The following is a 23,168-nucleotide window of genomic DNA, read 5'->3' as shown; positions in this document are numbered from 1 at the left end:
AAAACGAAACGTTTTTTGGGGGCGGTGGGTCTTTTTTTGTCAAAACCCAGTCTGCGGCGCGTTTTCCGGTACTTTTATTTTCGTATTAAACCGAACACAATTGCAATTCGGATGCTGCACCAGTTGGCTAAACGACAGGGTTAGCGTATTCCGACACAAAGAAGGGACTGTCCATACAAGGACAGTCCCTCTCCGCTATTTTATGAAAATGTCCGGTTTCGCTGAATCTGAACCTGTTCAATCATGTATTTCCAGTAAAATTCAATCTCAAGGAAGCTTCTCCCCGCGGGAGGTGACGTACAGCTCATACCATTCCTTGCGGGAGAGCTCTAGCTGGTCTGCGTCTGCACAGGCAGCGATCCGCAGCGGATTCACGGTGCCGATGACGGGCTGGATGGCTGCGGGATGGGTCATCAGCCAAGCCAGCACGATAGCCTCGGGCGTTGTGCCCTTCTCGTTAGCAAGCCTCTGTACCATGGCTGCTGTATGCACAACCTTCTCCGGCTGGCCTTCAAGCGGCCGTCCGCTGAAGAGTCCCTGGGCCAGGGGGCCCCAGGCCTGAAGCTGGATGTTCCCGGCGCGGCAATACTCCATGGTGCCCTCCGGGAATGTAATGTCCTTCCACGGGTCGCGGTTCACGCTGAGTACGGCGTCGACCCAGCTGATCCGGGACAGGCTCATATGCAGCTGGTTGACAATGAAGGGCTCGTCGCAATAAGTCTGTAACAGCTGGATCTGGGCGGCGCTCATGTTGGAGACGCCGAAGTGGCGCACCTTGCCGGAGGCCTTGAGCTGATGTAGCGCTTCCGCCACCTCTTCAGGGTCCATTAACGGGTCGGGGCGGTGCAGCAGCAGAATATCAATATACTCTGTACCCAGCCGTGCGAGAGTTCCATCAACGCTGGACAGAATATGCTCCCTGGAGAGGTCGAAGCTGTTGGAGAGGTCTCCCGGCTCCATCAGCTTGATGCCGCATTTTGACTGGAGGAGAATGTCCCCGCGCAGCCCCGGCCGTTCCTTGAAGATCTGCCCGAACACCTTCTCCGCCTTGCCCCGGGTATAGATATCCGCATGGTCAAAAAAATTAATACCAATAGACAGCGCCGCATCCAGCGCCTCATGTCCCTGCTTCACATTCTCAGCGGTGACCGGTTCACGGTCCCAGCCGCCGCCCAGCCCCATGCAGCCCAGGGCGATACGGCTGGCAGGTATGCCGCGCCGGTTAAGGGGTAACGCTCTCAGCAATGTGATCCCTCCATACCATTAAGCTTGTAAATGCTCCGATGATACTACCGGAAAAGCATACATCTTTAGAACCCGGTGTGGTAGCTCTTGTCACTGGAGGAGCGGTGTTTTGTGGTCTCTTTATCCTTCTCTTCCTCTTTCTCAAGAGTCAGGTCCTCTACCGGTATCGGGTCCACATGCTGCTGGCTCTCATCTACATCGAACAGGCTGGGCTTGTCTGTAGGGTATTGCTCCGGGTGGTCACGCTCGTCTCTGATCGGCTTTTTGTCATCGCTCATAGCGGCTTCACTTCCCTTTCCAGAGTATCCGTCAGGCGGGGCCGGCACAGCAGGTAGATATAACTGAGATCTAACCCAGTGCCAAGCCGCTCGCCAGCGGTTTGCTCCAAATATAAGAATTTATATGTTGCACACGATAACTTATCCTTCTATTTCTCGCTGAAACGGTACCGCCCTTTAAAAGGTCGGCAAAGCCGTTTCCACTTGCTAATAAACACATATGATCTCCGCTAAACAATCACAGCGTATCCACTTCTATTAATCTGGGATAATCGGTCTGCCGATATCATTCAGTCTGCGGGCGACCACATCCTCATACAGGCACTTCAGCCACTTCAGCTCGGTCTGACAATGCTCGTATCTGCCGTACATCAGATGCAGCACCGAACGCGGTACCACGGCGATATGCTCCTCGTATAACTGATAGGCGAAGTTCACCTCATGCTCCGCCTCGCGGATACGCTCTTCCAGCAGGTTTTCGACCTTCTCCTGGTCAATCAAATGCGTGAGTGACAGAGCGATATGTACCGGATGGTACATGGGATCGCTTTTTCGGATCTGCTGCAGAATGAGCTGCTCCATGAAGGCCTTGCCTTTGTCTGTGATACGGTAGATGGTTTTGTCCGGCCGGTCGGGGCTGTGGATGACCTCAACCGCCTCGATATGGCCGCCTTCGGCCAGCTTATCGACCGCATAATATAATGAACCTGTCTGCATCTTGATCACCCGGTCCATGGAGCGTTCCTTCATAACAAGGGTGATCTCATAAGGATGCATATCCCGTTCCAGCAAAAGTCCCAGAATCGCCAGCTTCATGGGCATGGGCTTACCTCCGTTCGTAATCAGCGGCGTGCTGGCTGCCCTGCGGTAGCAGACGGTCCTTCGGCATCAGCAGGACGAAGACCACGGTAAGCACCGCCGGAACGATGGCCCACAAGAAGGTATGCGAGATCGATGAAGACAGTGAGTTCGTGATTTTCTCCAACACAGGCGGGGGAATCTGCGCTCTGGCCTCGGGCGTTAATGCGGAACGTGGGTCACCGAAGGAAGCGGCCTGACCGCCGTCTCCGAAGGCTGTACTAAGCTCGGAGGCGAAGTGGTTGCGCTGGATAATGCCGAAGATCGTAATCCCCAGCGTCATCCCGAGCGAGCGCATAAAGGTACTGGTGGACGTTGCCGAACCGCGCTGGCGCATGTCGAAATGCTGGATCGAAGACAGGCTGAGCACGGAGAAGGAGAAGCCCACGCCGAAGCCGGTCAGCGCCATGAAGGCATTAAGCGCCATCCGGGAGGTCTCCGGGGTCAAGGTGCTGAGCGAATAGATCCCGCCCACGAAGCAGACTGCCGACAGCAGCATGATGTTGCGGAAGCTCGTTTTGGTGGTAAGCAGGCCGCCGGACTGGCTGCCGATTACGGTACCGATCATCATCGGCATCAGAATCAGGCCGGAGTTGGTGGCAGAGCCGCCGTATACCCCCTGGACGTAGATCGGGATATATACCGTTGCTACAATGAATGCAGAACCATAGAACAGCCCCAGGATACTGCTGGTTGCGAACAGGCGCTGGCGGAACATGGCGAAGGAGATGACCGGCTCTGCCGCGAATTTTTCAATGATAATGAAGGCAATCAGAAGCACGGCGAACGCAGCGAACAGCCCGAGAATAGCCGCAGAATCCCAGGCATACTGGTTACCGCCAAGCTCCAGGGCGAACATCAGGCAGATAATCCCTGCCACCAGAGTGAAAGCGCCGCCCCAGTCAATCCGCAGTTTGGAATGCGATATGGATTCCTTGTAGGAGGTCATAATAAGGAAGAACGAGACAATTCCGATGGGCAGGTTAATATAGAAAATCCAGTGCCAGCTCACATATTCGGTGATATAAGCACCAAGCAGAGGCCCAATCACACTGGAGATCCCGAAGACAGCACCGAAGAGTCCGGTGAGCTTGCCTCTTTTCTCAGGCGGGAAGATGTCGAAGACAATCGTGAAGGCAATCGGCATGAGTGCACCGCCGCCAATCCCTTGAATTGCACGGTATATACTAAGCTGGGTGATGCTGGTAGCCGTTCCGCACAGTGCGGAGCCGATCAGGAAGACGATGAGGCCGAAGATGTAGAACCGCTTGCGTCCGTACATATCGGACAGTTTGCCGAAGATCGGGGTGCCAGCCATAACCATGACCATATAGGCGGAGGTGACCCAGACGATTTTATCGAGTCCTCCGAGATCAGAGACAATCGTGCCCATCGCTGCGGCAACAATCGTATTATCCATGGCCGACATCAGAATGCCGAGCAGCAGTCCGGCAACGACAAGCTTCAGATTGCTCTCTTTGTTATGCATGTTGTTCATACTCCTTTAAGTGAAAGTGATAAGTTGCAGACCTTATTATATTCAAATTTGAATAGGGGGTCAATCCTTTTTATGCAGCTCTTGTACAGGAGTCCTGAAAGGCCGTTTAGGGAAAGCGCAGCCATTCTATTTGGTATTCCTTAAGCGCCGGTTCTTTATTCCTGCATCTTGACATACCCATGGGGGGTATATTATATTGGTACATAAGGAGGCTGATTCCTGTGTCAACAAATGAGAAGGACCCTGCCGGACAGGATTGCGCCGAAGCCTGTCACTCTTCTGCTTCCGGTGTGCGCAAGAGTCATCATTCCCCGGAATTCAAGAATGGGCTGACGACCCGGCTGAACCGGATTGAAGGGCAGATCCGCGGTGTGAAAGGCATGATTGAACGGGATACTTACTGCGATGATGTGCTGAATCAGCTGGCGGCGGTGCAGGCGGCCCTGAACAGTGTCGGCAAGCTGCTGCTTGAAGGCCATATGAAGAGCTGCATTATCGAACGGATCGAAGCCGGTGAGCATGAGGTGATTGACGAGCTGCTGGTTACGGTGAACAAGCTGATGAAATAGAGGTTGGGCCTGTTGAGTTTGAAGGTCTAAATTCAATGATGCGGGTCGTAACTGCGGTGAATTTTGAACTTTCGGCCGCTGTTGTCCACAGATTTCATGATTGATACCGCCGTAGCGGTAGAAATCCGTGGACTGCTGATGCTTCCGAAGCTAGCTTTCCTACGGAAAGCTTTCAGGCGGTCGCTGGCGCTCCTGCAGTTTCAAAATTCCCCTCCGTTACTATCATCTATTGTTATTTTCTCAAGATCAAACTCTTCAGGCATATGAGGAGCCGAAAGACCAAGCATTCGCTTACGATTAAGCAAATGCTAAATAACATTGGGAGGTTATTCAAATGTCGAATGTAACACTGAATGTTGAAGGAATGTCCTGCGGTCATTGTGTAAGTGCTGTAGAGAAGGCTGTTAGCGGCGTAGGCGCTGCGGCGAAGGTGGATCTGCCGGCGAAGACGGTGGCGGTTGAATTCGATGAGAATACGGTAAGCCTGGATAAGATCAAGGCCGCTATTGAAGATCAGGGCTACGACGTAGTGTAAGCTAAGGGTTGTAATATAAGGGCTTGGAGCAGGGAACCCTGGGGTACAGGGCCGGGCGCCAATGCCTTTTCTTTTCAAAATAAATATACCCCTTGGGGGTATGTGGAGGTGCATGAGGATGGAAAAGAGTGCTGAAGCCCCGGAACAGCAGGCTACCCTGCAGATTACCGGCATGACCTGCTCCGCCTGTGCGGCGCGGATCGAGAAGGGCTTGTCCCGCATGGAGGGGGTATCCCGGGCGAATGTCAATCTGGCGCTGGAGCAGGCTACGGTGGGCTTCGACCCGGCCGTTGCGGATGTGCCGCAGATCGAGGAGAAGATCCGCTCCCTTGGCTACGATACGCTGAAAGAGTCGGCGGATTTCGATATTACCGGGATGACCTGTGCTGCCTGCTCGTCGCGGATTGAGAAGGTGCTGGGACGGATGCCGGGGATCGCGGCCGTGAATGTGAACCTGGCGCTGGAGACCGCCCACGTGGAATATTCGCCGGGCAATGTCAGCACAGCCGAGATTATGGATAAGGTGAGCAGTATCGGCTATAAGGCCGCACTTAAGCAGGACCGTAAGGATATCGCGGAGCAGCGCAGCGAAGAGATTACACGCAAGCGGAATAAGTGGATGCTCTCCGCGTCGTTGTCCCTACCGCTGCTCTGGGCAATGGCAGGTCACTTCTCGTTCACAACCTGGATCTGGACGCCTGAGCTGTTCATGAATCCCTGGTTCCAGCTTGTGCTGGCTACCCCGGTTCAGTTCGTGATCGGCTGGCAGTTCTATGTCAGCGCCTATAAGGCGCTGAAGAACGGCAGTGCCAACATGGATGTGCTGGTGGTGCTGGGCACCTCTGCGGCTTATTTTTACAGCTTATACCTGACGATTGATTCTCTGAAAATGAGCGGCATGCACCACACCGTGGAGCTGTACTTCGAGACCAGTGCGGTGCTGATTACGCTGATTCTGGTCGGCAAGTGGTTCGAGGCGCTGGCGAAGGGGCGTTCATCGGATGCGATCCGCAGCCTGATGGGGCTTCAGGCCAAGACAGCGCTGGTGCTGCGGGACGGTGCAGAGCTGAGTATTCCGGTGGAGGATGTAGTGATCGGCGATATTGTGCTGGTGAAGCCCGGCACGAAGGTGCCTGTAGACGGTGAAGTCGTAGAGGGGCTATCCTCCGTCGATGAATCCATGCTCACGGGCGAGAGTATCCCGGTAGAGAAAAAGCCGGGGGATTCTGTTATCGGAGCCACGCTCAACAAGAACGGAATGCTGCGGGTTAAAGCCCGCAAGGTCGGCCGCGATACGGCGCTGGCACAGATCATCAGAGTCGTGGAGGAAGCGCAGGGCTCGAAGGCGCCCATTCAGCGGGTTGCCGATGTCATCTCTGGGATCTTCGTGCCGATTGTGGTCGGTATTGCTGCTGTAACTTTTGGTGTCTGGTATATCTGGGGAGCGCCCGGTCAGTTCGCGGAGGCCCTGGAGAAAGCCATTGCGGTGCTTGTCATCGCCTGTCCATGCGCACTGGGACTTGCGACACCAACCTCGATTATGGCCGGGTCCGGCCGGGCCGCCGAGTTCGGCATCCTGTTCAAGGGCGGGGAGCATCTGGAAGCTGCGCAGGGCGTCAAGGTTGTGGTAGTGGATAAGACGGGAACGGTGACCAACGGTAAGCCGGTGCTGACCGATATTATAGCGACTGCCGGAAATGAGACTCAAGGCAGGGTGCTTGCCGAGAATCGTCTGCTGTCGATTACAGCGGCTGCGGAGAAGCTCTCGGAGCATCCGCTGGCGGAGGCCATAGTGGCTGGAGCACAGGGCAGAGGAATCGACCTGCCGCCTGCGGGCCAGTTCGAGGCGGTACCGGGGCGCGGGGTGTCGGCTGTAGTGGACGGCCAGAAGGTAAGCGTAGGCACACGGCGGATGATGGTGGAGAACGGGCTGGATATCGGGCCGTGGACAGGGATCATGACCAGGCTGGAGCAGGAAGGAAAAACAGCGATGCTGGTAGCTGTCGATGATGCGGTAGCGGGAGTGATTGCCGTGGCTGACACCATCAAGGAGACCTCACGTGAGGCGGTATCCCGGCTGCATGCCATGGGCATCGACGTTGTCATGATTACTGGAGACAACAAGATTACGGCCCAGGCGATTGCGGATCAGGCGGGCATCCGCACGGTTCTGGCGGAGGTGCTGCCTGAGGGCAAGGCGGAAGAGATCCGCAGGCTCCAGAGCGGCGGGGTCAAGGTGGCTATGGTCGGCGACGGCATCAACGATGCTCCGGCGCTGGCGACCGCGGATACAGGCATGGCGATCGGCACCGGCACGGATGTGGCGATGGAGGCGGCGGATATTACGCTGATGCGCGGTGATCTGATGAGCATCCCGGATGCGATCCTGATGAGCCGCAAGACTATGCGCAACATCAGGCAGAATCTGTTCTGGGCGCTGGCCTACAATACGGTCGGAATCCCGATTGCAGCGCTCGGCTTCCTGGCCCCTTGGCTGGCCGGAGCTGCGATGGCCTTCAGCTCGGTATCGGTGGTACTGAATGCGCTGCGGCTACAGCGCGTCAAGCTATAAGAATTATGCGGCCTGCCGCAGCCGGAGTCATCCGGACGGACAGAAGGCCGCAACTCAAAGAATCGCCGGCAAGCATCTGCCGGCGATTCTTTATTTAAATATAAGAATTTATATGTTTTACTCTATAAATTATCCTTCTATTTCTCGCTGAAACGGTAACGTCCTTTAAAAGGACGGCAAAGCCGTTTCCACTTGTTATCGAAGAAGCTGAATGGATAGGCGAATGAAGTCTAAGCTACTCTATTCGCTGGCTGCTGCGGAAGCCGCAGCGGTCTTTTTCCGGCCAAGCAGGTTCGTGCCAATGACCCCGGCGATGATCAGGAAGGATCCGATCCAGTGATAGACCGTGATCTGCTCACCCAGGAAGACCGCTCCGGCTGCAATGGATACGATGGTGGACAGATTAGTGAACACGCTCATGAGTGAGGCCTCGATTTTGGATAAAATATAGGTTGAAGTCAGGGTTGTGACCAGCGAGGCGACCACCCCAAGATATACGGCGGACAGGACAAACGTTGCGCTTCCCAGCGGATTCAGGAACTCCCCGAGCGTCCCGCTGACTGTATGACCGGTGAGCGAGATGATCAGGAAGGTGGCGAAGCCGACCCCCATCATCAGGTAGCTGAGCTCAGCGGGGCTGAAGTGGCTGGAGAGAGAGCGGGCCAGCACACTGTACCCGGCAAAAGCGAGACAAGTCATGAACAGCAGCACAATCCCGGTCATATTAGACAGCTGAATGCCGCTTCCCTTCATGACGAAGATGAATACCACGCCGAACACCGAGAGGAAGATGCACAGCTTTTGCAGCAGGGTGGTCTTCTCCTTCAGGAAAATCGCAGCGATGATCATCGTCACCACCGGAGTGAACGAATAGAGGATGCCTCCCTCGGCTGAGGTGGCGCGCTGAAGTCCGAAGACCTGCAGGGTGAAGAAGCCGAGCGGGTACATCGCGGCGAGCAGCAGGGCCCGGCCAATCGGCTTGCCCCGGTAGGAAACCTTGACCCAGCCGAGGGCGACCGGAACCGACATGACGGCAAAAGAGGCAGCGAACCGGAAGGTCAGCGTGTCGAGCGGTCCGGCATGAACGAGAGCCACTTTGGTGAACAGGAAGGAAAAGCCGATAATGACCGCATTGAGTACGGCGAAGCTGTAGGCCAGCTTGAGTCCTTGTTTGTGCATGGGTACATCTCCTTGTAAGTTAGTGAAGATTGGATGCTGTAAACATTCGATCTATTACTTTAAAATTAAAGGAAAAGGCGTACACCAACAATACAAGGTTTCCTCAACTGTACCGGTACAGTTTGCAGCGATCCCTATATAATAAGGGAAGAATAATAGGATAAAATACAAGGCATAGCATGGTAATGACGGCGAACGGAGGCGGGCGATGAACAAGTATCATCAGGTGATCACAGAGCTGGAGCGGCAGATGAAGGAAGGGCAGTACCGCCCCGGGGATAAGCTGCCGTCTGTGCGCAGTGCTTCAGAAATCTATGGCTGCAGCGTCAGTACCATTCTGAAGGCTTACGGGGAGCTGGAGCGGACGCATACGATCTACTCTATTCCGCAGAGCGGCTATTACATGGTGGACAAGAGTGACGATTCGGCAGCGGCGGGGAGTGAAGGGACGGTTGATTTTGCTTCGGCTTCGCCGGATCTGAACGTGTTTCCGTACCTTGACTTCCAGCATTGCCTCAATAAAGCGATTGACCAGTACAAATACCATCTGTTCACCTATGGCGATGCGCTGGGGCTGGAGACACTGCGCCGCACCCTGGTGTCGCATCTGGCGGAGTATCAGGTGTTCGCCAAGGCGGAGTCGATCCTGATTACCTCCGGGATACAGCAGGCGCTGGAGATACTGGCCAGAATGCCTTTTCCCGGCGGCAGGACGGAGATTCTGGTAGAACAGCCGGGATATGATATCTATCTGCGGTATTTGGAGGCTGAGGGGCTGCCGGTGAGCGGAATCGGGCGTTCGGCGGCGGGCATCAACCTGCAGGAGCTGGAGGAGCGGTTCGCCAGCGGAAGATTCAAGTTTTTTTATACGATGCCCAGATATCACAATCCGCTTGGGACAACGTACAGCACCGAGGAACGCAAGGCCATTGCCGGACTGGCAGCAAGGTACGATGTCTACATCGCCGAGGATGATTATATGGCGGATCTGGGGATCGGACGGCGTTATGACCCGATCTATGCGTATGACCAGACCTCCCATGTCATTTATCTCAAAAGCTTCTCCAAAATCATCTTCCCGGGTCTCCGGCTCGGTGCGGTAGTGGTGCCGCAGCCGCTGCTGGAGACCTTCCGCTCCTATAAAGGCTACACCGATACCTCGCTGCTGTCGCAGGCTGCGCTTGAGGTATACATCAAGAACGGGATGTACGGGCATCACAGGCACAAGATCAAAGCTATGTACGCCAAAAAAATCCGCGCGGTATACGAAGCACTTGGGCGGCATAATACGGACGGCTTCATCCAAGCCTCTGCGGACAGCTCCGGCATCTATATCCAGTTCAAGCTGCCGCTCACCGTCAACCTGGAGCGTCTGGTCAAGCGCCTGGCCGGGCGGAAGATCCACGTGGTGCCGGGGAACGGCTTCTATCTGCCGGGTTACCAGACCCGGGACAAATTCCTCCGCATCAGTATTTCCCGGGCGGGGCTTACGCAGATTGATGAGGGAATCCTGGCGATTGTCCAGGAGGTGAAGCGGGGGAGCGGGTGGTAGATGCCTTAGAGGCTAAAGAGGCGGAGGAAGAAGGAAATCCCCCTTGTTGTCTGAGCCGCGAAATGGGATCATAATAGGCTTATATAGGAGTGAAGAGAGGCGGGATGATAATGAAACCTACGAATGAAACCCTTGAGCTGTTGAACCGTCATACCTCTGTCCGCCAGTACCAGGACAAGCCGGTCAGTGACGAACTGCTCGCAGCAGTGATTGGAGCGGGACAGATGGCTTCGACCTCCAGCAATGTCCAGGCGTACACAGTAATTGCTGTAACGGAGCCAGCGCTGAAAGCCCAGTTATCTGCCTTATCCGGCAATCAGGCGTACATCGAGCAGTGCCCGGTCTTTCTGGTCTGGTGTGCGGATCTGTACCGGCTGCGGGAAGCGTCTGCTCCGCATTTGGAGGGGAAGCCGTCCTATGAGGACACGGCCGAGAATCTGATTGTAGCGACTGTCGATGTGGCGCTAGCCGCGCAGAATGCTGCTGTTGCCGCAGAATCGTTCGGTCTTGGCATTGTCTACATCGGCGGCATCCGCAATCAGATCGCCGCTGTATCTGAGCTGCTCGGCCTGCCAGAGCTGGTCTATCCGGTCTTCGGCATGTGCCTCGGGTATCCGGCCGCCGTGAACGGCATCCGCCCGCGCCTGCCGCAGGCAGCGGTGCTGCATCATAACGGCTACAATGCCGAAGCCGCAGTGGAACAGGCCCGCGTGTACGACACCATCTCCAGCGACTATATGCGCGAGCGTACCGGCGGCCAGAGCGCAGCCTCCTGGTCGGAGATGATGGCCGGCCGGCTGGCTCAGCCTGCCCGGCTGCACATGAAGGAATTCCTGCTTAGCAAGGGATTCATGCAGAGGTAGAGATTTGGTGAGCCTTCCCCGTGGTCGCGGGGGAGGCTTTTTTTGGATTGGAGGGGCGCGGGGCGAATGTATGCGAAAAACCGAACATAGTGGTCTGGCGCGAAGGTACGCAGGCTCAATACGCCGCAGCCAGTAACAAATATTGAAATTTCCTGCAAAAACTGCAACAATGCTGCCCAATATAAGCGGCCTATGCAGAAATCCTGCACCAAATGCAACAATGTCAGAGCTAACCTGCTCCAAACACCAAAATTCCTGCAAATGATGCAACATTGCACCGCAGCCAGTAAGATGTCTGGAGAAATCCTGCAAAAACTGCAACAATGTTGCTCCATACAAGCGGTTGGTGAGAGTGAAAACCATCAAAATTGGCCAGAGATAGGCAGAACGTCGCCATAATGTGCAACTGCGGGGGTGAGCGGGGCGAATGTATGTGGAAAACAACATACAATGTGCAACTGCAAGAGTGAGCGGGGCGAATGTATGTGGAAAACAACATACAATGTGCAACTGCGGGGGTGAGCGGGGCGAATGTATGTGGAAAACAACATACAATGCGCAACTGCAAGGATGAGCAGAGCGAATGTATGTGGAAAACAACATACAATGTGCAACTGCAAGGGTGAGCGGGGTGAATGTATGCCGAAAACAACATACAATGTGCAACTGCAAGGATGAGCAGGGTAAATGTATGCCGAAAACAACATACAATGCGTAACTGCAAGGATGAGCAGGGCGAATGTATGTGGAAAACAACATACAATGTGCAACTGCAAGGGTTAGCGGGGCAAATGTATGTTGAAAACAACATACAATGTGCAACTGCGGGGGGGATCGGGGCAAATGTATGCGGAAAACCGAATGCAGTGGGTTCGAGTGGAGGTGAGGGAGCCGAAGCGAGCGGAATACTATTCCCCCATTTGATTATTTTGCACGTATTGCAAAATTGCATTAAAAGAAATATTGCGTGTTGCGTAAAAATATGGAAAGTGCTAAAATCTGGTTAGAGGCCGAATTTCGCTGGACGCCAACACCCGGGCCCGGAATCGCGCCGTAGCCTGATTCCCTCTTCCGCTTCGCGGCTGTTTCTGCTGTGGATGATCTTGAAAGGATAGATTGGAGAAGGAGGAGAATGGTATGGTACAGGTAGATGGGCAAGAGACAAAGGTGGCTGCACGGTTGACACACAAGGTATTCTTTGAGCGGGATGACATTGAATTCACGTTCCAGTGGCTGCTGTCGTTCGTACACTGCGGCGGTGTGGCACAGGGGGAAGTATTCAAGCTTGCAAGGAACATCGATCCCGGCTCTTTGACCAGCTGGAAGACTGAATTCGAGAAGGAAGCCGTTAAAATCGAGGCAACAGCAGAGCGCTGCCTGAAGAAAGGGCATCTGATCAGCGCCGGTGAGGCATTCATTCGTGCCCATTCGTATTACAGGGCAGCCTTCTATGGAGCTTTTCCCGGCGAACCGGATTTCGTTCGGTACCACGGCAAAAGTGTGGAATGCTTCCGTAAGGCGCTTGATGCGAAGTCTGAGCAGATTCCCCATGAGTGGGTCGATGTGGAGTACAAGGGGTATAAGTTCCCGGGCTGCTTCCTGAAGGCGGAGCACGGGAATGCGCCTAAGCCAACGATTATTTTCCATAACGGCGGGGAGACGCACAAGGAAGATACCTATTTTCTCGGAGGGCAAGCGGCTATTGACCGGGGATACAACGCGCTGATCGTAGACCTTCCTTATGATGTATGTGTCAGATTCTATGAGCCTGAGGCGACAGCACGGAACTTCCCGCGCGAGGAGCTGCATAATGTCTACAGAGCCACCACGGATTTCGTCCTGGCCCGTCCGGATGTGGACCCTGAGCGGCTGGTGGTCAGCGGCATGAGCTATGGCGGGGCCAAGACGATGGTGCATGCCAGCTGTGACGACCGCTTCGCTGCGGCAGTGCCGAACTCGCCGGTGTACTCTATGGCGTCCTTCATTGAACGCGGGATGCCTTCATTCCTGCGGGGCACCGCGGAAGAAGCGGCGGAGCAGAGCAAGAAGATGCCCTATACCGGCCAGGTTCTATTCGCCGGATCGGCTTGGTCGCACGGCTTCGACAGTATTGCCGAGTGGTATCCTGTAGCCAGGGAAGCTATCGAAGTGGACCCGAAGGACGTCAAATGTCCCCTGCTCTCCATGTATTCGGAAGCAGAGCATCCTGAGATGCAGCGGCAAGCGATAGACACTTACGAGAAGGCTCCGAATGAGAAGAACGCGATATTCAAGGGGACGGAAGAGGATGGTGCCGACCTGCATTGCCAACTGAACAATCTGCCGCTCAGCTATCAGGTGATGTTTGACTGGCTGGACGAGGTGCTGGATTATAACATTCAGCTTCCAGTGGCGCAGTAAACCATTCCGCAGAATGATGCCAGGGTCTGTAGTGCTGAAATTTTCAGCACCGCAGGCCTTAGATTACATATAGAATTGACTACATACAGGAATGGAGACATAGACGGACATGACGACTGAGAAACCGGGCTTGAGAGAACGCAAGAAGGAAGAGACCAGGCGGACGCTAAGTGATGTAGCCTGCAGACTTGCCATGGAGAAAGGGGCCAGTCAGGTTCGGGTGGAGGATATTGCCGCAGCTGCGAATGTCTCCATGCGGACGTTCAATAACTATTTTGCGTCCAAAGAGGCTGCTATTGTCGGCAATGCCTATCAGCGTTCCGAGCGGATAGCGGCTACCCTTGCCGCCCGTCCTTCAGGTGAACCGCTTCAGGACTCCATCCGCGCCGCTGTGCTTGACGGATTCGCTGAGACTACAGACCGGCAGTGGTATGCACGCATCGTCCTCCTCCGCGATGATCCTGCATTGTTCGGCGCGACACGGAAGGTGGAGATCGAGATTGAGCGGGAGCTCGCTAAGGTGATATCGGAGCGTACACACAAGGATGTGAAGCTCGACCTGTACCCGGACTTATTGGCCGCGTTGCTCATGGCAGCGATACGCACAGCGGTTTTCCATTGGGTTAGCGCCCCTCCCGGAGGGGAGACGCTGAACGGCATGCTGGAACAGGCGATTGGGCAATTGAGGTTTGAGTAATATGCACACGGAGGCGCTCCTGCTACGATAACGGAATCGTGGACAGGAGCGCTTTATTTAAATATAAGAATTTATATGTTTCACATGATAAATTATCCTTCTATTTCTCGCTGAAACGGTACCGTCCTTTAAAAGAACGGCAAAGCCGTTTCCACTTGTTGCCCGGGTGACAGTTGTCACTTTGAATCGGTGACAGTCCATACTGATGCTTCTCTCCGGTCTCCGGTACTATAGCAATATAGCCAAGAGGGCAGAAGGACACGGAGGGATACACGATGGAACATGTCATTGAAATGAACAATGTCAGCCGCAGCTTCCAGGAGAAGCAAGCGGTAAAGCAGGTGAGCTTTACGATTAGCCGCGGCTCGATCACAGCGGTGCTTGGCCCTAACGGAGCCGGCAAAACCACCACACTGGCAATGCTTCTGGGCTTGCTTGAGCCCTCGGAGGGCAGCGTGAAGGTGTTCGGTCTTAAGCCGGCAGACGTCAGGGTGAAGCAGCGGACCGGAGCCATGCTCCAGGAGGTCAGTGTCATGGACCGGCTCAAGGTCCGGGAGCTTCTGGCCCTGATCCGCAGCTATTATCCGCAGCCCATGGAGATGGAGGTGCTGCTTCAGGCGACGGGGCTGGGGGAGGCGGATCTGAATCGCTATGCGGAGAAGCTCTCCGGCGGACAAAAGCGCAGTCTCAGCTTCGCGCTGGCGCTGGCGGGCAACCCGGATCTGCTGTTTTTTGACGAGCCGACGGTGGGGTTGGATACGACAGCGCGGCGGCTTTTCTGGGAGAGGGTGCGGGGACTGGCCGATCAGGGCAAGACGATTCTGTTCAGCACCCATTATCTGCAGGAGGCGGAGGATATCGCGGACCGGATTCTGCTGTTCAACCGGGGAGTGCTGGCGGCGGACGGAAGCCCGGACGAGATTAAGGCGAGACTGGTCAAGAAGTCGCTGTCCTTCCTGGCGTCCGGCGACCCGGCGCTGCTGCGCAATCAATTGCTGGAGCTGCCAGCCGTGGAAGGCTGCTACGAGAAGGATGGACGACTGCATGTGTCGACAGGGAATACGGATGAGGCGCTGCGGGCTATTTTCGTGAACGGGCTGGCCGTGCAGGATGTACGGATCGACCAGGGGAAGCTGGATGAAGCGTTCGAGCAATTGACCCTGAATCAAGAGGAGGCGGCAGTATGATGAACCCTATGATAGCCCAGTGCAAGGCAGAGCTGCTGCGGATTATCCGCAATCCCTATTATGTATTCTGGTCGCTGCTCATGCCGATTATGTTCTACTTCATCTTCACCCGGGTGGTGAATACGGGGACGGACGATACGAAGCAGTGGCAGGCGCATTATCTGATGTCGATGGCGGCCTTCAGCGTGATGGGCTCGGCGATTATGACCCTCGGCGTCCGGCTGGTGCAGGAGCAGACGCAGGGCTGGAATACGTTTATCCGAATTACTCCGCTGCCGTCTTCGGTATATTTTTTCGGCAAAATGTTCGGTCAGAGCATCATGCATCTGTTCTCGGTTCTGTGCATTTTCGCAGCCGGGTACCTGATTAACGGGGTATCGCTGACAGCAGCGCAGTGGCTGCTTAGCGGACTGTGGCTGCTTGCGGGCTCTCTGCCTTTTCTGGCGCTGGGTACGATTATCGGGTCCATGAAGCGGGTGGATACGGCCAGCGGGGTGAGCAATGTGCTCTATATGGGGCTGGCGGTGGCTGGGGGCATGTGGATGCCTCTGGAGATTATGCCTAAGCTGATGCAGAAGATCGGACACTGGCTGCCGTCCTACAATTATGGAGATGGAGCCTGGGCGATTGTAGCGGGAGATTCCCCGTCGTGGAAGGCCGTACTGCTGCTGCTCGGTTACCTGGCTGTATTTATGTTATTATCGGTCTATATAAGGCGAAAACAGGAAGCGGTGTAATCCATGGTGGCACGTAAGCAGTTCCGGATATTTCCGAAAAGATTCGGCTTCTTCCCCTATATCTGGCTGTTCTATCTGGTGTTCCCGGTGCTGAATCTCGATGGCTACAGCGGCTATAAGCTGATGTGGGGAGTGGCGCTGCTCCTGCTGTTCCTGGTGATTTACCGCCAGCTCTACTGGGCGGAAGAGAGAACGTATACGGCCTGGCTGGGGCTGCAGATGCTGATTATTGTCGTGCTAACCGTAGTCTATAGCCCCTACAACATGTATATGGGCTTCTTCACCAGCAACTTTATCGGCTGGTATACCGACTTGCGCCGGTTCAGACGGGCCTTGGCCATATTCACAGCTATGCTGATCGCGTTGGCTCTGCTGTCCCTGGATCAAATGTATAGCACGGGGGGATTGCTGTTCATGGTGCCCTTTGCGCTGATGATGCTGATTACTCCCTTCGGTATCCGCTCCATGAACCGGCGGAGGATGCTGGAGAAGGAGCTGGATCAGGCCAATGAGGTGATTAGAGAGATGATCAAGCGCGAGGAACGGATGCGCATCGCGCGTGATCTGCATGATACGATGGGACACACCCTGTCGCTGATTACCTTGAAGAGCCAGCTTATTGAGAAAATGGTGGTGAAGAACCCCGAGCGGGCGCAGGCGGAAGCCCGTGAGATCCAGCGGACCTCGCGGGCCGCGTTGCGCCAGGTGCGGGAGCTGGTCTCAGAGATGCGTGCAGTCTCAGTTGCCGAAGAGCTGGTTGAGGCAGCGGAGATGCTGCGCAGCGCCGAGATTGCGCTTGAGGTAGAAGGGGATGCAGCGTTGCCGGGCGTATCCGATCTGACGCAGAGTATTCTCAGCCTCTGCATCAAGGAGGGCGTGACCAATATCGTCAAGCACAGCCGTGCGGATCAGTGCCGGATCAGCATCGTAATGACACCCGGCGAGGTACAGATTACGCTGGAGGATAACGGCATAGGGGTAGATGCCTGCGGCTCGGAGAGCACGGATCGCCGGGACGGCAATGGCATGAAGGGAATGGGCGAGCGGCTGGCCCTGATTGACGGTTCACTGACGCTTGCCCAGAGACCCGGAGGGGGAACCCGGCTGACGGTGGTCACACCAAGAGTAGTTAAGGATGGAAAGGATGGGGAAACGGCATGATCAGCATCATAATTGCCGAAGATCAGCGGCTGCTGCGCGGCGCGATGGCATCGCTGCTCGATCTGGAGGATGATATTGAGGTAGCAGGCGAAGCGGGAGACGGGGCGGAGGCGCTGGCTCTGATCGAGCGTGTCCAGCCGGATGTGTGTCTGATGGATATTGAGATGCCGCTGATGAGCGGTCTGGAGGTGGCCGAGCTGCTGAAGTCGCGGGGCTGCCGCACCAAAATCATTATCCTGACCACCTTCGCCCGTCCCGGTTATTTCGAGCGCGGGGTGAAGGCCGGAATTCAGGGCTATCTGCTGAAGGATGAGCCGGTGGATAAGCTGGCGGATGCCATCCGCCGCGTGATGGGCGGGGGCCGCGAGGTCTCGCCCGAGCTGGTCTTCGGCAGCCTGCGTGAAGAGAACCCGCTCTCGGACCGGGAGCGGGAGATTCTGAAGCTGGCTGCCGCAGGCCGCAGCGCCGGAGAGATCGCCGCGGCGCTCCACCTCTCCTATGGCACGGTCCGCAACTACATCTCGGAGATCCTCAGCAAGCTTGCGGTCAAGACCCGGATCGAAGCCGTGCGGCTGGCGGAGGACAAGGGCTGGATGTAGGGGGAGGGCGTGTGCGGAATGTAAGCGAAAAACCGAACACATCAGGCTGGCGCGGGGTGCGTGTGCGGAATGTAAGCGAAAAACCGACCACAATGGGACCGTGGGTAGCGCGTAGGCCAAATGTAAGCGAAAAACTGATCACAATGGGACCGTGGGTAGCGCGTAGGCCAAATGTAATCGAAAAACCGACCATAATGGGACTGGGTGCAGCTCGTGGTCCGAATATAATCGAAAAACCGACCATAATGGGACTGGAGGCAGCTCGTGGTCCAAATATAATCGAAAAACCGACCACATTAGGCTGGCGGGCACATAGCAAATAACCTCCCTACACGGGGAGGTTATACCGCCGGAGTGGTTACTTAGCTCTGGCTCTTCGCCTGCTCCTCGCGCATCCACTCTGAGAGCTGGCGCCGCATCCGGAGGAACTCCGGCGAATCGGCGATCTCTTCGCGGCGCGGACGCGGGAAGGGGACCTCCACGGTGTGGAGGACGGAGCCGGGACGCCCCGAGAAAACATAGATGCGGGTGGAGAGCAGCAACGCCTCTTCAATGTTATGGGTGATGAACAGCACGGAACGGCGGTTCTCCTCCCACAGCTCCAGCAGCCAGCGCTGCATCTGCTCGCGGGTCAGCGCATCGAGCGCGCTGAACGGCTCGTCGAGCAGCATCAGCTCCTGCGGCGCGAGCATGGCCCGCAGGAAGGCGGCCCGCTGCTGCATGCCGCCGGACAGCATGTGCGGGTAGGCCCGCTCGAAGCCGCCTAGGCCGATCTTCGCCAGCCAGTGGCGCGCAGCCTCGCGCGCCTCCCGCTGCGGGGCGCCTTGCAGCTCGCCGCCAAGCAGGACGTTATCCAGTGTGCTGCGCCACGGGAACAGCGCGGGCTGCTGCGGCATATAGCTGATCTTGCCGCGCTGCCCGGTCACCGGGATGCCGTTCATGCGGACGGTTCCGGTATCCGGCAGCGTAAGGCCGCCGATAATATGGAACAGCGTGCTTTTGCCGCAGCCGGACGGGCCGACAATGGAGACGAATTCCTGCGGCTCCACGGTCAGGGACACCTGATTCAGCACCTGTGTCTCCCGGCGGCGGTGCTTGAACGACTTGCTGATGCCGCTGACTTCGAGCGCAGGCGGCACACTCCGTGTACCCAGGCGTCCGTCTCCGTCCGCCTTCTCCAGTTCAATCCTCGTAAGCTCAGACACTTCGCGTAACCTCCTTCAGTTGATTATAAGTACTTCCGTGTTGGGATATCCTCCCGTGGGCATTAAGCATTAAGCTTCCTTGCGCGGCTTCCAGCGCACCAGCCATCTCTCCAGCAGGGCAATGAGCGCGAATAATACGAGACTCAGCAGCACGATGATGGCGATGGCCACGAACATCCGGTCCGCACGGTAAGAGGACTTCTGCAGCAGCATATAGTAGCCGATCCCTTTGTCGGCGCCGATCCACTCGGCGACCACTGCGCCCATCACCGCATAAGTGGCGGAGATTTTGAGCCCGGAGAACAGGGAGGGCAGCGAGCCGGGAAGCTCCAGCTTGGTGAAGATCTGCCACTTGCCTGCACCTGCCATCTTCATATAATTCAGCATTACCCGGTCGCTTTGCGTCAGCCCGCCCATGGTCGCAACAGCCACAGGGAAGAAGCAGACGAGGGTGATCAGGATGATTTTGGGCAGCAGGCCGAAGCCGAACCAGATAATCAGCAGCGGGGCAAGCGCAATGGAGGGCACATTCTGGCTGAGAATCAGCAGCGGATAGAGCGCTCGCTTGACCCAGGGCAGCAGATGCAGCAGCAAGGCGGTGAGCAGGCCGATGCCTGTGCCGACCGGGAAGCCGATCAGGGTCAGCCGCAGCGTGGCGGCGGTGTGCTCCCAGATCCCGGAGGCGTTGTTCTTCGTCTCACGCGCGATATCCGCGGGGCTGGGCAGCTGGTAAGCCGGGATGTCGAACAGCATGACCGATAGCTGCCATATCCCGACAAAAAAGAGGACCGCCACAAAGGGCGGCCACACTAGCTTCCAGGTGCTTCTCACGGCCGGTATTTCTCCGTCAGCTTCTCCATGCTGATGCCGCCCGGATTATGGGCGATCTTGATCTGTGAGATCACACTAGGACTGCCGGAAGCGATCAGCGCCTCATGCATATCACGCACAATATCCAGCAGCTCGGACAGCTCGCCTTCCATCGTGGTCTCCAGCGGATTCACCTGATGCTTCACGCCTGACTTTTGAATCACCTCTATAGCCTTGTCCACGTAAGGGATGGAATCCTCGTTGTTCGGTGTCTTGGGAATTACCTGAATGCTAAGCAGTGTGTTAGCCATGATCAATCATTCCTTTCAAGTTAAGTATAAGATTCCCGGCATGCGGGTTCATTATGATTCCGGCAAAAATTCATTCGTAAACGTACTCTCCGCATCCAGCGGCTTATCCAGCAGCTTCAGGCCGTACATCCAGTCGGCGTAATTCTTCCAGATCTCAAGCTTCTGCTCACCCCAGCGCGGGGCGTCGTCCTTGTATTTCGGGCTAAGCCATTTCTGGCTGGCCAGCACCAGCTTGGGGTCCAGATCAGGTACAGCATCCGACAGTACCGTCGCGGCTTCTTCCGGGTTATCGATAGCGTACTGATACCCCTTGGACGTAGCCTTCAGGAATGCCTTCACTACTTCAGGATGCTCGGCGATCTCCTTCTCGCTGGTAGTCAGCACTGGGGTGTAGTAATCCAGCTGCGGAGCGTAATCCTTAAGATAGAGCATATCCAGCGGCTCCCCGCGCAGTTCGGCTTCCACCCCGGTCCAGGCATAGAAGATCCAGGCGAAGTCAATATCCCGCTTCACGGCTGTGAAAAAGTCCGCTTCGCCGATATTCACCAGCTTCACCTTGGAGACATCCCCGCCTTCGGGGTCCATAATGGCTTTCATGGCAGCCTGCTCCGCAGCGGAGCCCCAGCCTCCGTACGTTTTGCCTTCAAAATCCTTCGGCGTCTTAATATTGCGGTCCTTCGGAGCCGCAAAGCCCGAGGTATTATGCTGAATGATTGCAGCAATCGACACCAGCGGCACATCCTGCAGGCGGGCCAGCGTCAGCGCCTCCTGGGCGCTGATGCCGAACTGGGCTTCGCCGGAAGTGACCATTGTATCCGACCCGGCAGCGCCTGGCTGTACAATCTGTACGTCAAGACCTTCCTCCGCGTAATAGCCCAGCTCCTTGGCTGCATACAGGCCGGTATGATTCGTGTTCGGCGTCCAGTCCAGGGCAATCTTGACCGGAGTCAGCGCCTTAGGTGCATCTGTGGGTGCGGCTGCGGTTGCATCAGGTGCAGCCGTGCTGTTCCCGGCAGCAGGTGCACTGGCCCCGGCATTGCCGCTGTTGTTCCCGCCGCCACATCCCGCGACCGTGAGAACCAGCATGGAACTGAGCAGCAGCATTACTGTTTTTTTGACTCCCATTTCTCTTTCTCTCTCCTTCCAGCAACCCCTGGTCTTCAGAGCTTACAGAAACCCTATTCCTGTACATCCTTAGAATCAAAAAAGCGTCCCGAAGATCGGGACGCCAGTTACTTGCGTGAGGGGAATTCAGCTTCAGTACCGCTTAAGGCACTGTGCCGAATGAAGATTCCTACGCTGGCATTATCCAGATCAGGTATAAGGGTCAGTATCTTGTGGGATACAATCTCAGCCGGCCAATTCCAGCACCCCTGGTTCTATAAAGTTCACGGGTATTGCTATGTTCTTACGGTGTATTATAGACGGCAGCTTAGACATTGTCCACCCTCTGTGTCTTAATCCCTCGTATAATGCCGCTTCTTGCGGCGGCTGCGGATGCCGTTCCAGATCTCTCTCAGCGTTAAGCCGACACTGACGGTGATCCCCGAGAAGGTCAGGAACAGAGCCAGATACTCGAACGCGGAGTACTCCAGCATTTTGCTCCAGTCGATCTGGCCCTTCAGATCCTCGATGACCTGATTCATCCCGTATATTCCGCTGATGACCGTAAACACGGTGAGCACCATCAGGAGCGTATCCCGCCGTTTGGCCTGGAATTTGTCCTGATACTGGAACAGGTCATTCAGGGTCATTTTCACCTCATCGAACAGGGCATCATTGCCATACACCTTACGCAGCTGAAAAAAAATCTCCCGCCCCTGCGACTGTGAAATCAGCTCCAGGAAGTAGAATTTGGCCGAGAATTTGTTGATCAGGAAGATCAGATTCTCGATCTCGTCGTTATCGTGGTTGATGCGCAGCCGGGAGTGGAGGTTGGCGAGCTTCAGTAGCACGATTTTATGAAAAATACTCAGCAGCATTCCGTAATAATATTCGCCGTACATCTGGCTGATCAGGCCTGCGGCAATCTCCGGCTTCGCCCGGCTCACGCAGCAGAAGGTCTGCTCATTGGTCATATAGTAGGTGTCCGGCCCCCAGCGGCTATAGCAATGCTCCCGGGTGTACTGCTTGATATAATCCGGATCACTTGCACTCATGTAGGGGCTGCCGTCGATGGTCAGACCATCCACCTGAGAGGCACGGTAGAGCATTTCGACACTGATCTCTTCCTCGTCCTCAGGGAGATTAACGCCGTAGAAGGCCTGCACCAGCATCCGTTCATCGACGAAGAAGGGCAGGGTCTCGAAATAATTGCCATTCGTCTCCGCAGGATCGAGATACGGCTCCAGACCGGCTGCCAGATGCCTGAACACGAAGTCCTCCACCCGGGCAAAAGACTTCTTATGACAATGGATGAAGGTATGCTCATCCTGAACGCTTACATCCTCCAGGTTGCGGAACCGGTCGGCGAATTCGAGCACCATGCTGAAGGGGAGATTCTCTTCCTCAATAGCTACTCTTACCGTCAGGAAGCCCAGCTCGAACGGGCAGAGGAACACATCGGTCGACAGCACGCGGAAGGGAACCGTCTGAAAGGGCATTTGCAGCCCGCACAGCAGATCACTCACCCGGGAAAAGCGGCGGAAGGAATCCCTGTCCTTCTCACGCGGAAACAAGACATGGGCGGCAAACGGAAGATAGCTGCGCTCCATTTTCTCATGGGATACACAGTGGTTCTCTCCGTAATAGGCATGCTCCAGTTCCTTGTTCTCAAGGAAAAAACGCGTGAATCCATCCTTCTGTAAACTCTCAATCAGCTCTTCATCGACCTCGGCCTTGATGGAGAAGGGGAAAATGAATTGCAGCAAGGCGGTATGCAGAGTGGGTTCAGAATGCAGTTCAGCCATGTG

General features: G+C 55.8%; 21 protein-coding genes and 1 riboswitch. Of the genes, 11 read left to right on the top strand and 10 right to left on the bottom strand.

Annotated features, from left to right (window positions below):
• Window positions 1-267: 267 nt before the first annotated feature.
• From J2Z70_RS24190 to J2Z70_RS24175, 4 genes are all read right to left on the bottom strand, one after another.
• Window positions 268-1,245 (bottom strand): aldo/keto reductase, encoded by a 978-nt coding sequence (locus tag J2Z70_RS24190; protein ID WP_425355125.1) that lies wholly within the window; start codon window positions 1,243-1,245, stop codon window positions 268-270.
• 65 nt (window positions 1,246-1,310) lie between these two features.
• The gene (locus tag J2Z70_RS24185; protein WP_209877414.1) at window positions 1,311-1,523 is read right to left on the bottom strand and encodes a hypothetical protein; all 213 of its coding nucleotides are present in this window, start codon (window positions 1,521-1,523) and stop codon (window positions 1,311-1,313) included.
• A gap of 258 nt (window positions 1,524-1,781) precedes the next feature.
• A complete protein-coding gene (locus J2Z70_RS24180; RefSeq protein ID WP_209877412.1) occupies window positions 1,782-2,345 on the bottom strand; it encodes a PadR family transcriptional regulator in 564 nt (187 codons plus the stop codon).
• 4 nt (window positions 2,346-2,349) lie between these two features.
• Window positions 2,350-3,870, bottom strand: a complete 1,521-nt coding sequence (locus J2Z70_RS24175) for an MDR family MFS transporter (RefSeq protein ID WP_209877411.1) — start codon at window positions 3,868-3,870, stop codon at window positions 2,350-2,352.
• 299 nt (window positions 3,871-4,169) lie between these two features.
• Here J2Z70_RS24175 and J2Z70_RS33440 point away from each other — a divergent pair, with 299 nt between their 5' ends.
• From J2Z70_RS33440 to J2Z70_RS24160, 3 genes are all read left to right on the top strand, one after another.
• Window positions 4,170-4,448 carry a metal-sensitive transcriptional regulator gene (locus J2Z70_RS33440; protein ID WP_235218520.1) on the top strand — a complete coding sequence of 93 codons (279 nt, stop codon included), beginning with the start codon at window positions 4,170-4,172 and terminating at the stop codon, window positions 4,446-4,448.
• Between the two features lie 334 nt (window positions 4,449-4,782).
• Window positions 4,783-4,983 (top strand): copper ion binding protein, encoded by a 201-nt coding sequence (locus J2Z70_RS24165; RefSeq protein WP_036732845.1) that lies wholly within the window; start codon window positions 4,783-4,785, stop codon window positions 4,981-4,983.
• A 118-nt stretch (window positions 4,984-5,101) separates the two neighbouring features.
• Window positions 5,102-7,555 carry a heavy metal translocating P-type ATPase gene (locus J2Z70_RS24160; protein WP_209877407.1) on the top strand — a complete coding sequence of 818 codons (2,454 nt, stop codon included), beginning with the start codon at window positions 5,102-5,104 and terminating at the stop codon, window positions 7,553-7,555.
• 240 nt (window positions 7,556-7,795) lie between these two features.
• On the opposite strand, the gene J2Z70_RS24155 is transcribed toward J2Z70_RS24160, so the two are convergent.
• Window positions 7,796-8,734 (bottom strand): DMT family transporter, encoded by a 939-nt coding sequence (locus tag J2Z70_RS24155; RefSeq protein ID WP_209877405.1) that lies wholly within the window; start codon window positions 8,732-8,734, stop codon window positions 7,796-7,798.
• Window positions 8,735-8,942: 208 nt separating this feature from the next.
• Between J2Z70_RS24155 and J2Z70_RS24150 the strand changes: the two genes are divergently transcribed.
• The 8 genes from J2Z70_RS24150 to J2Z70_RS24115 all read left to right on the top strand — a co-directional run bounded on the left by J2Z70_RS24150 (window position 8,943) and on the right by J2Z70_RS24115 (window position 17,930).
• Window positions 8,943-10,286: an aminotransferase-like domain-containing protein gene (locus J2Z70_RS24150; RefSeq protein WP_209877403.1), complete on the top strand. Its 1,344-nt coding sequence runs from the start codon at window positions 8,943-8,945 to the stop codon at window positions 10,284-10,286.
• A gap of 110 nt (window positions 10,287-10,396) precedes the next feature.
• Window positions 10,397-11,149 (top strand): oxygen-insensitive NADPH nitroreductase, encoded by a 753-nt coding sequence (gene nfsA / locus J2Z70_RS24145; protein WP_209877401.1) that lies wholly within the window; start codon window positions 10,397-10,399, stop codon window positions 11,147-11,149.
• Between the two features lie 1,137 nt (window positions 11,150-12,286).
• On the top strand, window positions 12,287-13,549 hold the full coding sequence (locus J2Z70_RS24140; RefSeq protein ID WP_209877399.1) for an alpha/beta hydrolase family protein: 1,263 nt from the start codon (window positions 12,287-12,289) through the stop codon (window positions 13,547-13,549).
• Window positions 13,550-13,658: 109 nt separating this feature from the next.
• Window positions 13,659-14,246 carry a TetR/AcrR family transcriptional regulator gene (locus tag J2Z70_RS24135; RefSeq protein ID WP_209877397.1) on the top strand — a complete coding sequence of 196 codons (588 nt, stop codon included), beginning with the start codon at window positions 13,659-13,661 and terminating at the stop codon, window positions 14,244-14,246.
• 275 nt (window positions 14,247-14,521) lie between these two features.
• On the top strand, window positions 14,522-15,433 hold the full coding sequence (locus J2Z70_RS24130) for an ABC transporter ATP-binding protein (RefSeq protein ID WP_209877394.1): 912 nt from the start codon (window positions 14,522-14,524) through the stop codon (window positions 15,431-15,433).
• Entirely contained in the window at window positions 15,433-16,170 is a 738-nt protein-coding gene (locus tag J2Z70_RS24125) for an ABC transporter permease (RefSeq protein ID WP_209877392.1), read from the top strand. Before J2Z70_RS24130 ends, J2Z70_RS24125 begins: the two co-directional genes overlap by 1 nt.
• Window positions 16,171-16,173: 3 nt before the next feature.
• Window positions 16,174-17,331, top strand: a complete 1,158-nt coding sequence (locus J2Z70_RS24120; RefSeq protein WP_245368481.1) for a sensor histidine kinase — start codon at window positions 16,174-16,176, stop codon at window positions 17,329-17,331.
• Window positions 17,328-17,930 carry a response regulator transcription factor gene (locus J2Z70_RS24115; RefSeq protein ID WP_209877390.1) on the top strand — a complete coding sequence of 201 codons (603 nt, stop codon included), beginning with the start codon at window positions 17,328-17,330 and terminating at the stop codon, window positions 17,928-17,930. The genes J2Z70_RS24120 and J2Z70_RS24115 overlap by 4 nt, the downstream gene beginning before the upstream one ends.
• A 362-nt stretch (window positions 17,931-18,292) precedes the next feature.
• Here J2Z70_RS24115 and J2Z70_RS24110 read toward each other — a convergent pair whose 3' ends face one another.
• The 5 genes from J2Z70_RS24110 to J2Z70_RS24090 form a co-directional block, all read right to left on the bottom strand.
• Entirely contained in the window at window positions 18,293-19,117 is an 825-nt protein-coding gene (locus J2Z70_RS24110; protein WP_235192090.1) for an ABC transporter ATP-binding protein, read from the bottom strand.
• Between the two features lie 87 nt (window positions 19,118-19,204).
• Window positions 19,205-19,966: an ABC transporter permease gene (locus J2Z70_RS24105; RefSeq protein WP_209877388.1), complete on the bottom strand. Its 762-nt coding sequence runs from the start codon at window positions 19,964-19,966 to the stop codon at window positions 19,205-19,207.
• Window positions 19,963-20,256 (bottom strand): thiamine-binding protein, encoded by a 294-nt coding sequence (locus J2Z70_RS24100; RefSeq protein WP_036732817.1) that lies wholly within the window; start codon window positions 20,254-20,256, stop codon window positions 19,963-19,965. The genes J2Z70_RS24105 and J2Z70_RS24100 overlap by 4 nt, the downstream gene beginning before the upstream one ends.
• A gap of 51 nt (window positions 20,257-20,307) precedes the next feature.
• Complete coding sequence (locus tag J2Z70_RS24095) at window positions 20,308-21,381, bottom strand: ABC transporter substrate-binding protein (protein ID WP_209877386.1); 1,074 nt, start codon at window positions 21,379-21,381, stop codon at window positions 20,308-20,310.
• 149 nt (window positions 21,382-21,530) lie between these two features.
• A riboswitch (TPP riboswitch) is annotated at window positions 21,531-21,641 on the bottom strand.
• A 72-nt stretch (window positions 21,642-21,713) separates the two neighbouring features.
• The gene (locus tag J2Z70_RS24090) at window positions 21,714-23,165 is read right to left on the bottom strand and encodes a hypothetical protein (RefSeq protein ID WP_209877384.1); all 1,452 of its coding nucleotides are present in this window, start codon (window positions 23,163-23,165) and stop codon (window positions 21,714-21,716) included.
• Between the last annotated feature and the right edge of the window lie 3 nt (window positions 23,166-23,168).

The organism is Paenibacillus silagei, assembly GCF_017874735.1.
Lineage (GTDB): Bacteria > Bacillota > Bacilli > Paenibacillales > Paenibacillaceae > Paenibacillus_AQ > Paenibacillus_AQ silagei.
This window is presented reverse-complemented; position numbering and strand designations above follow the sequence as displayed.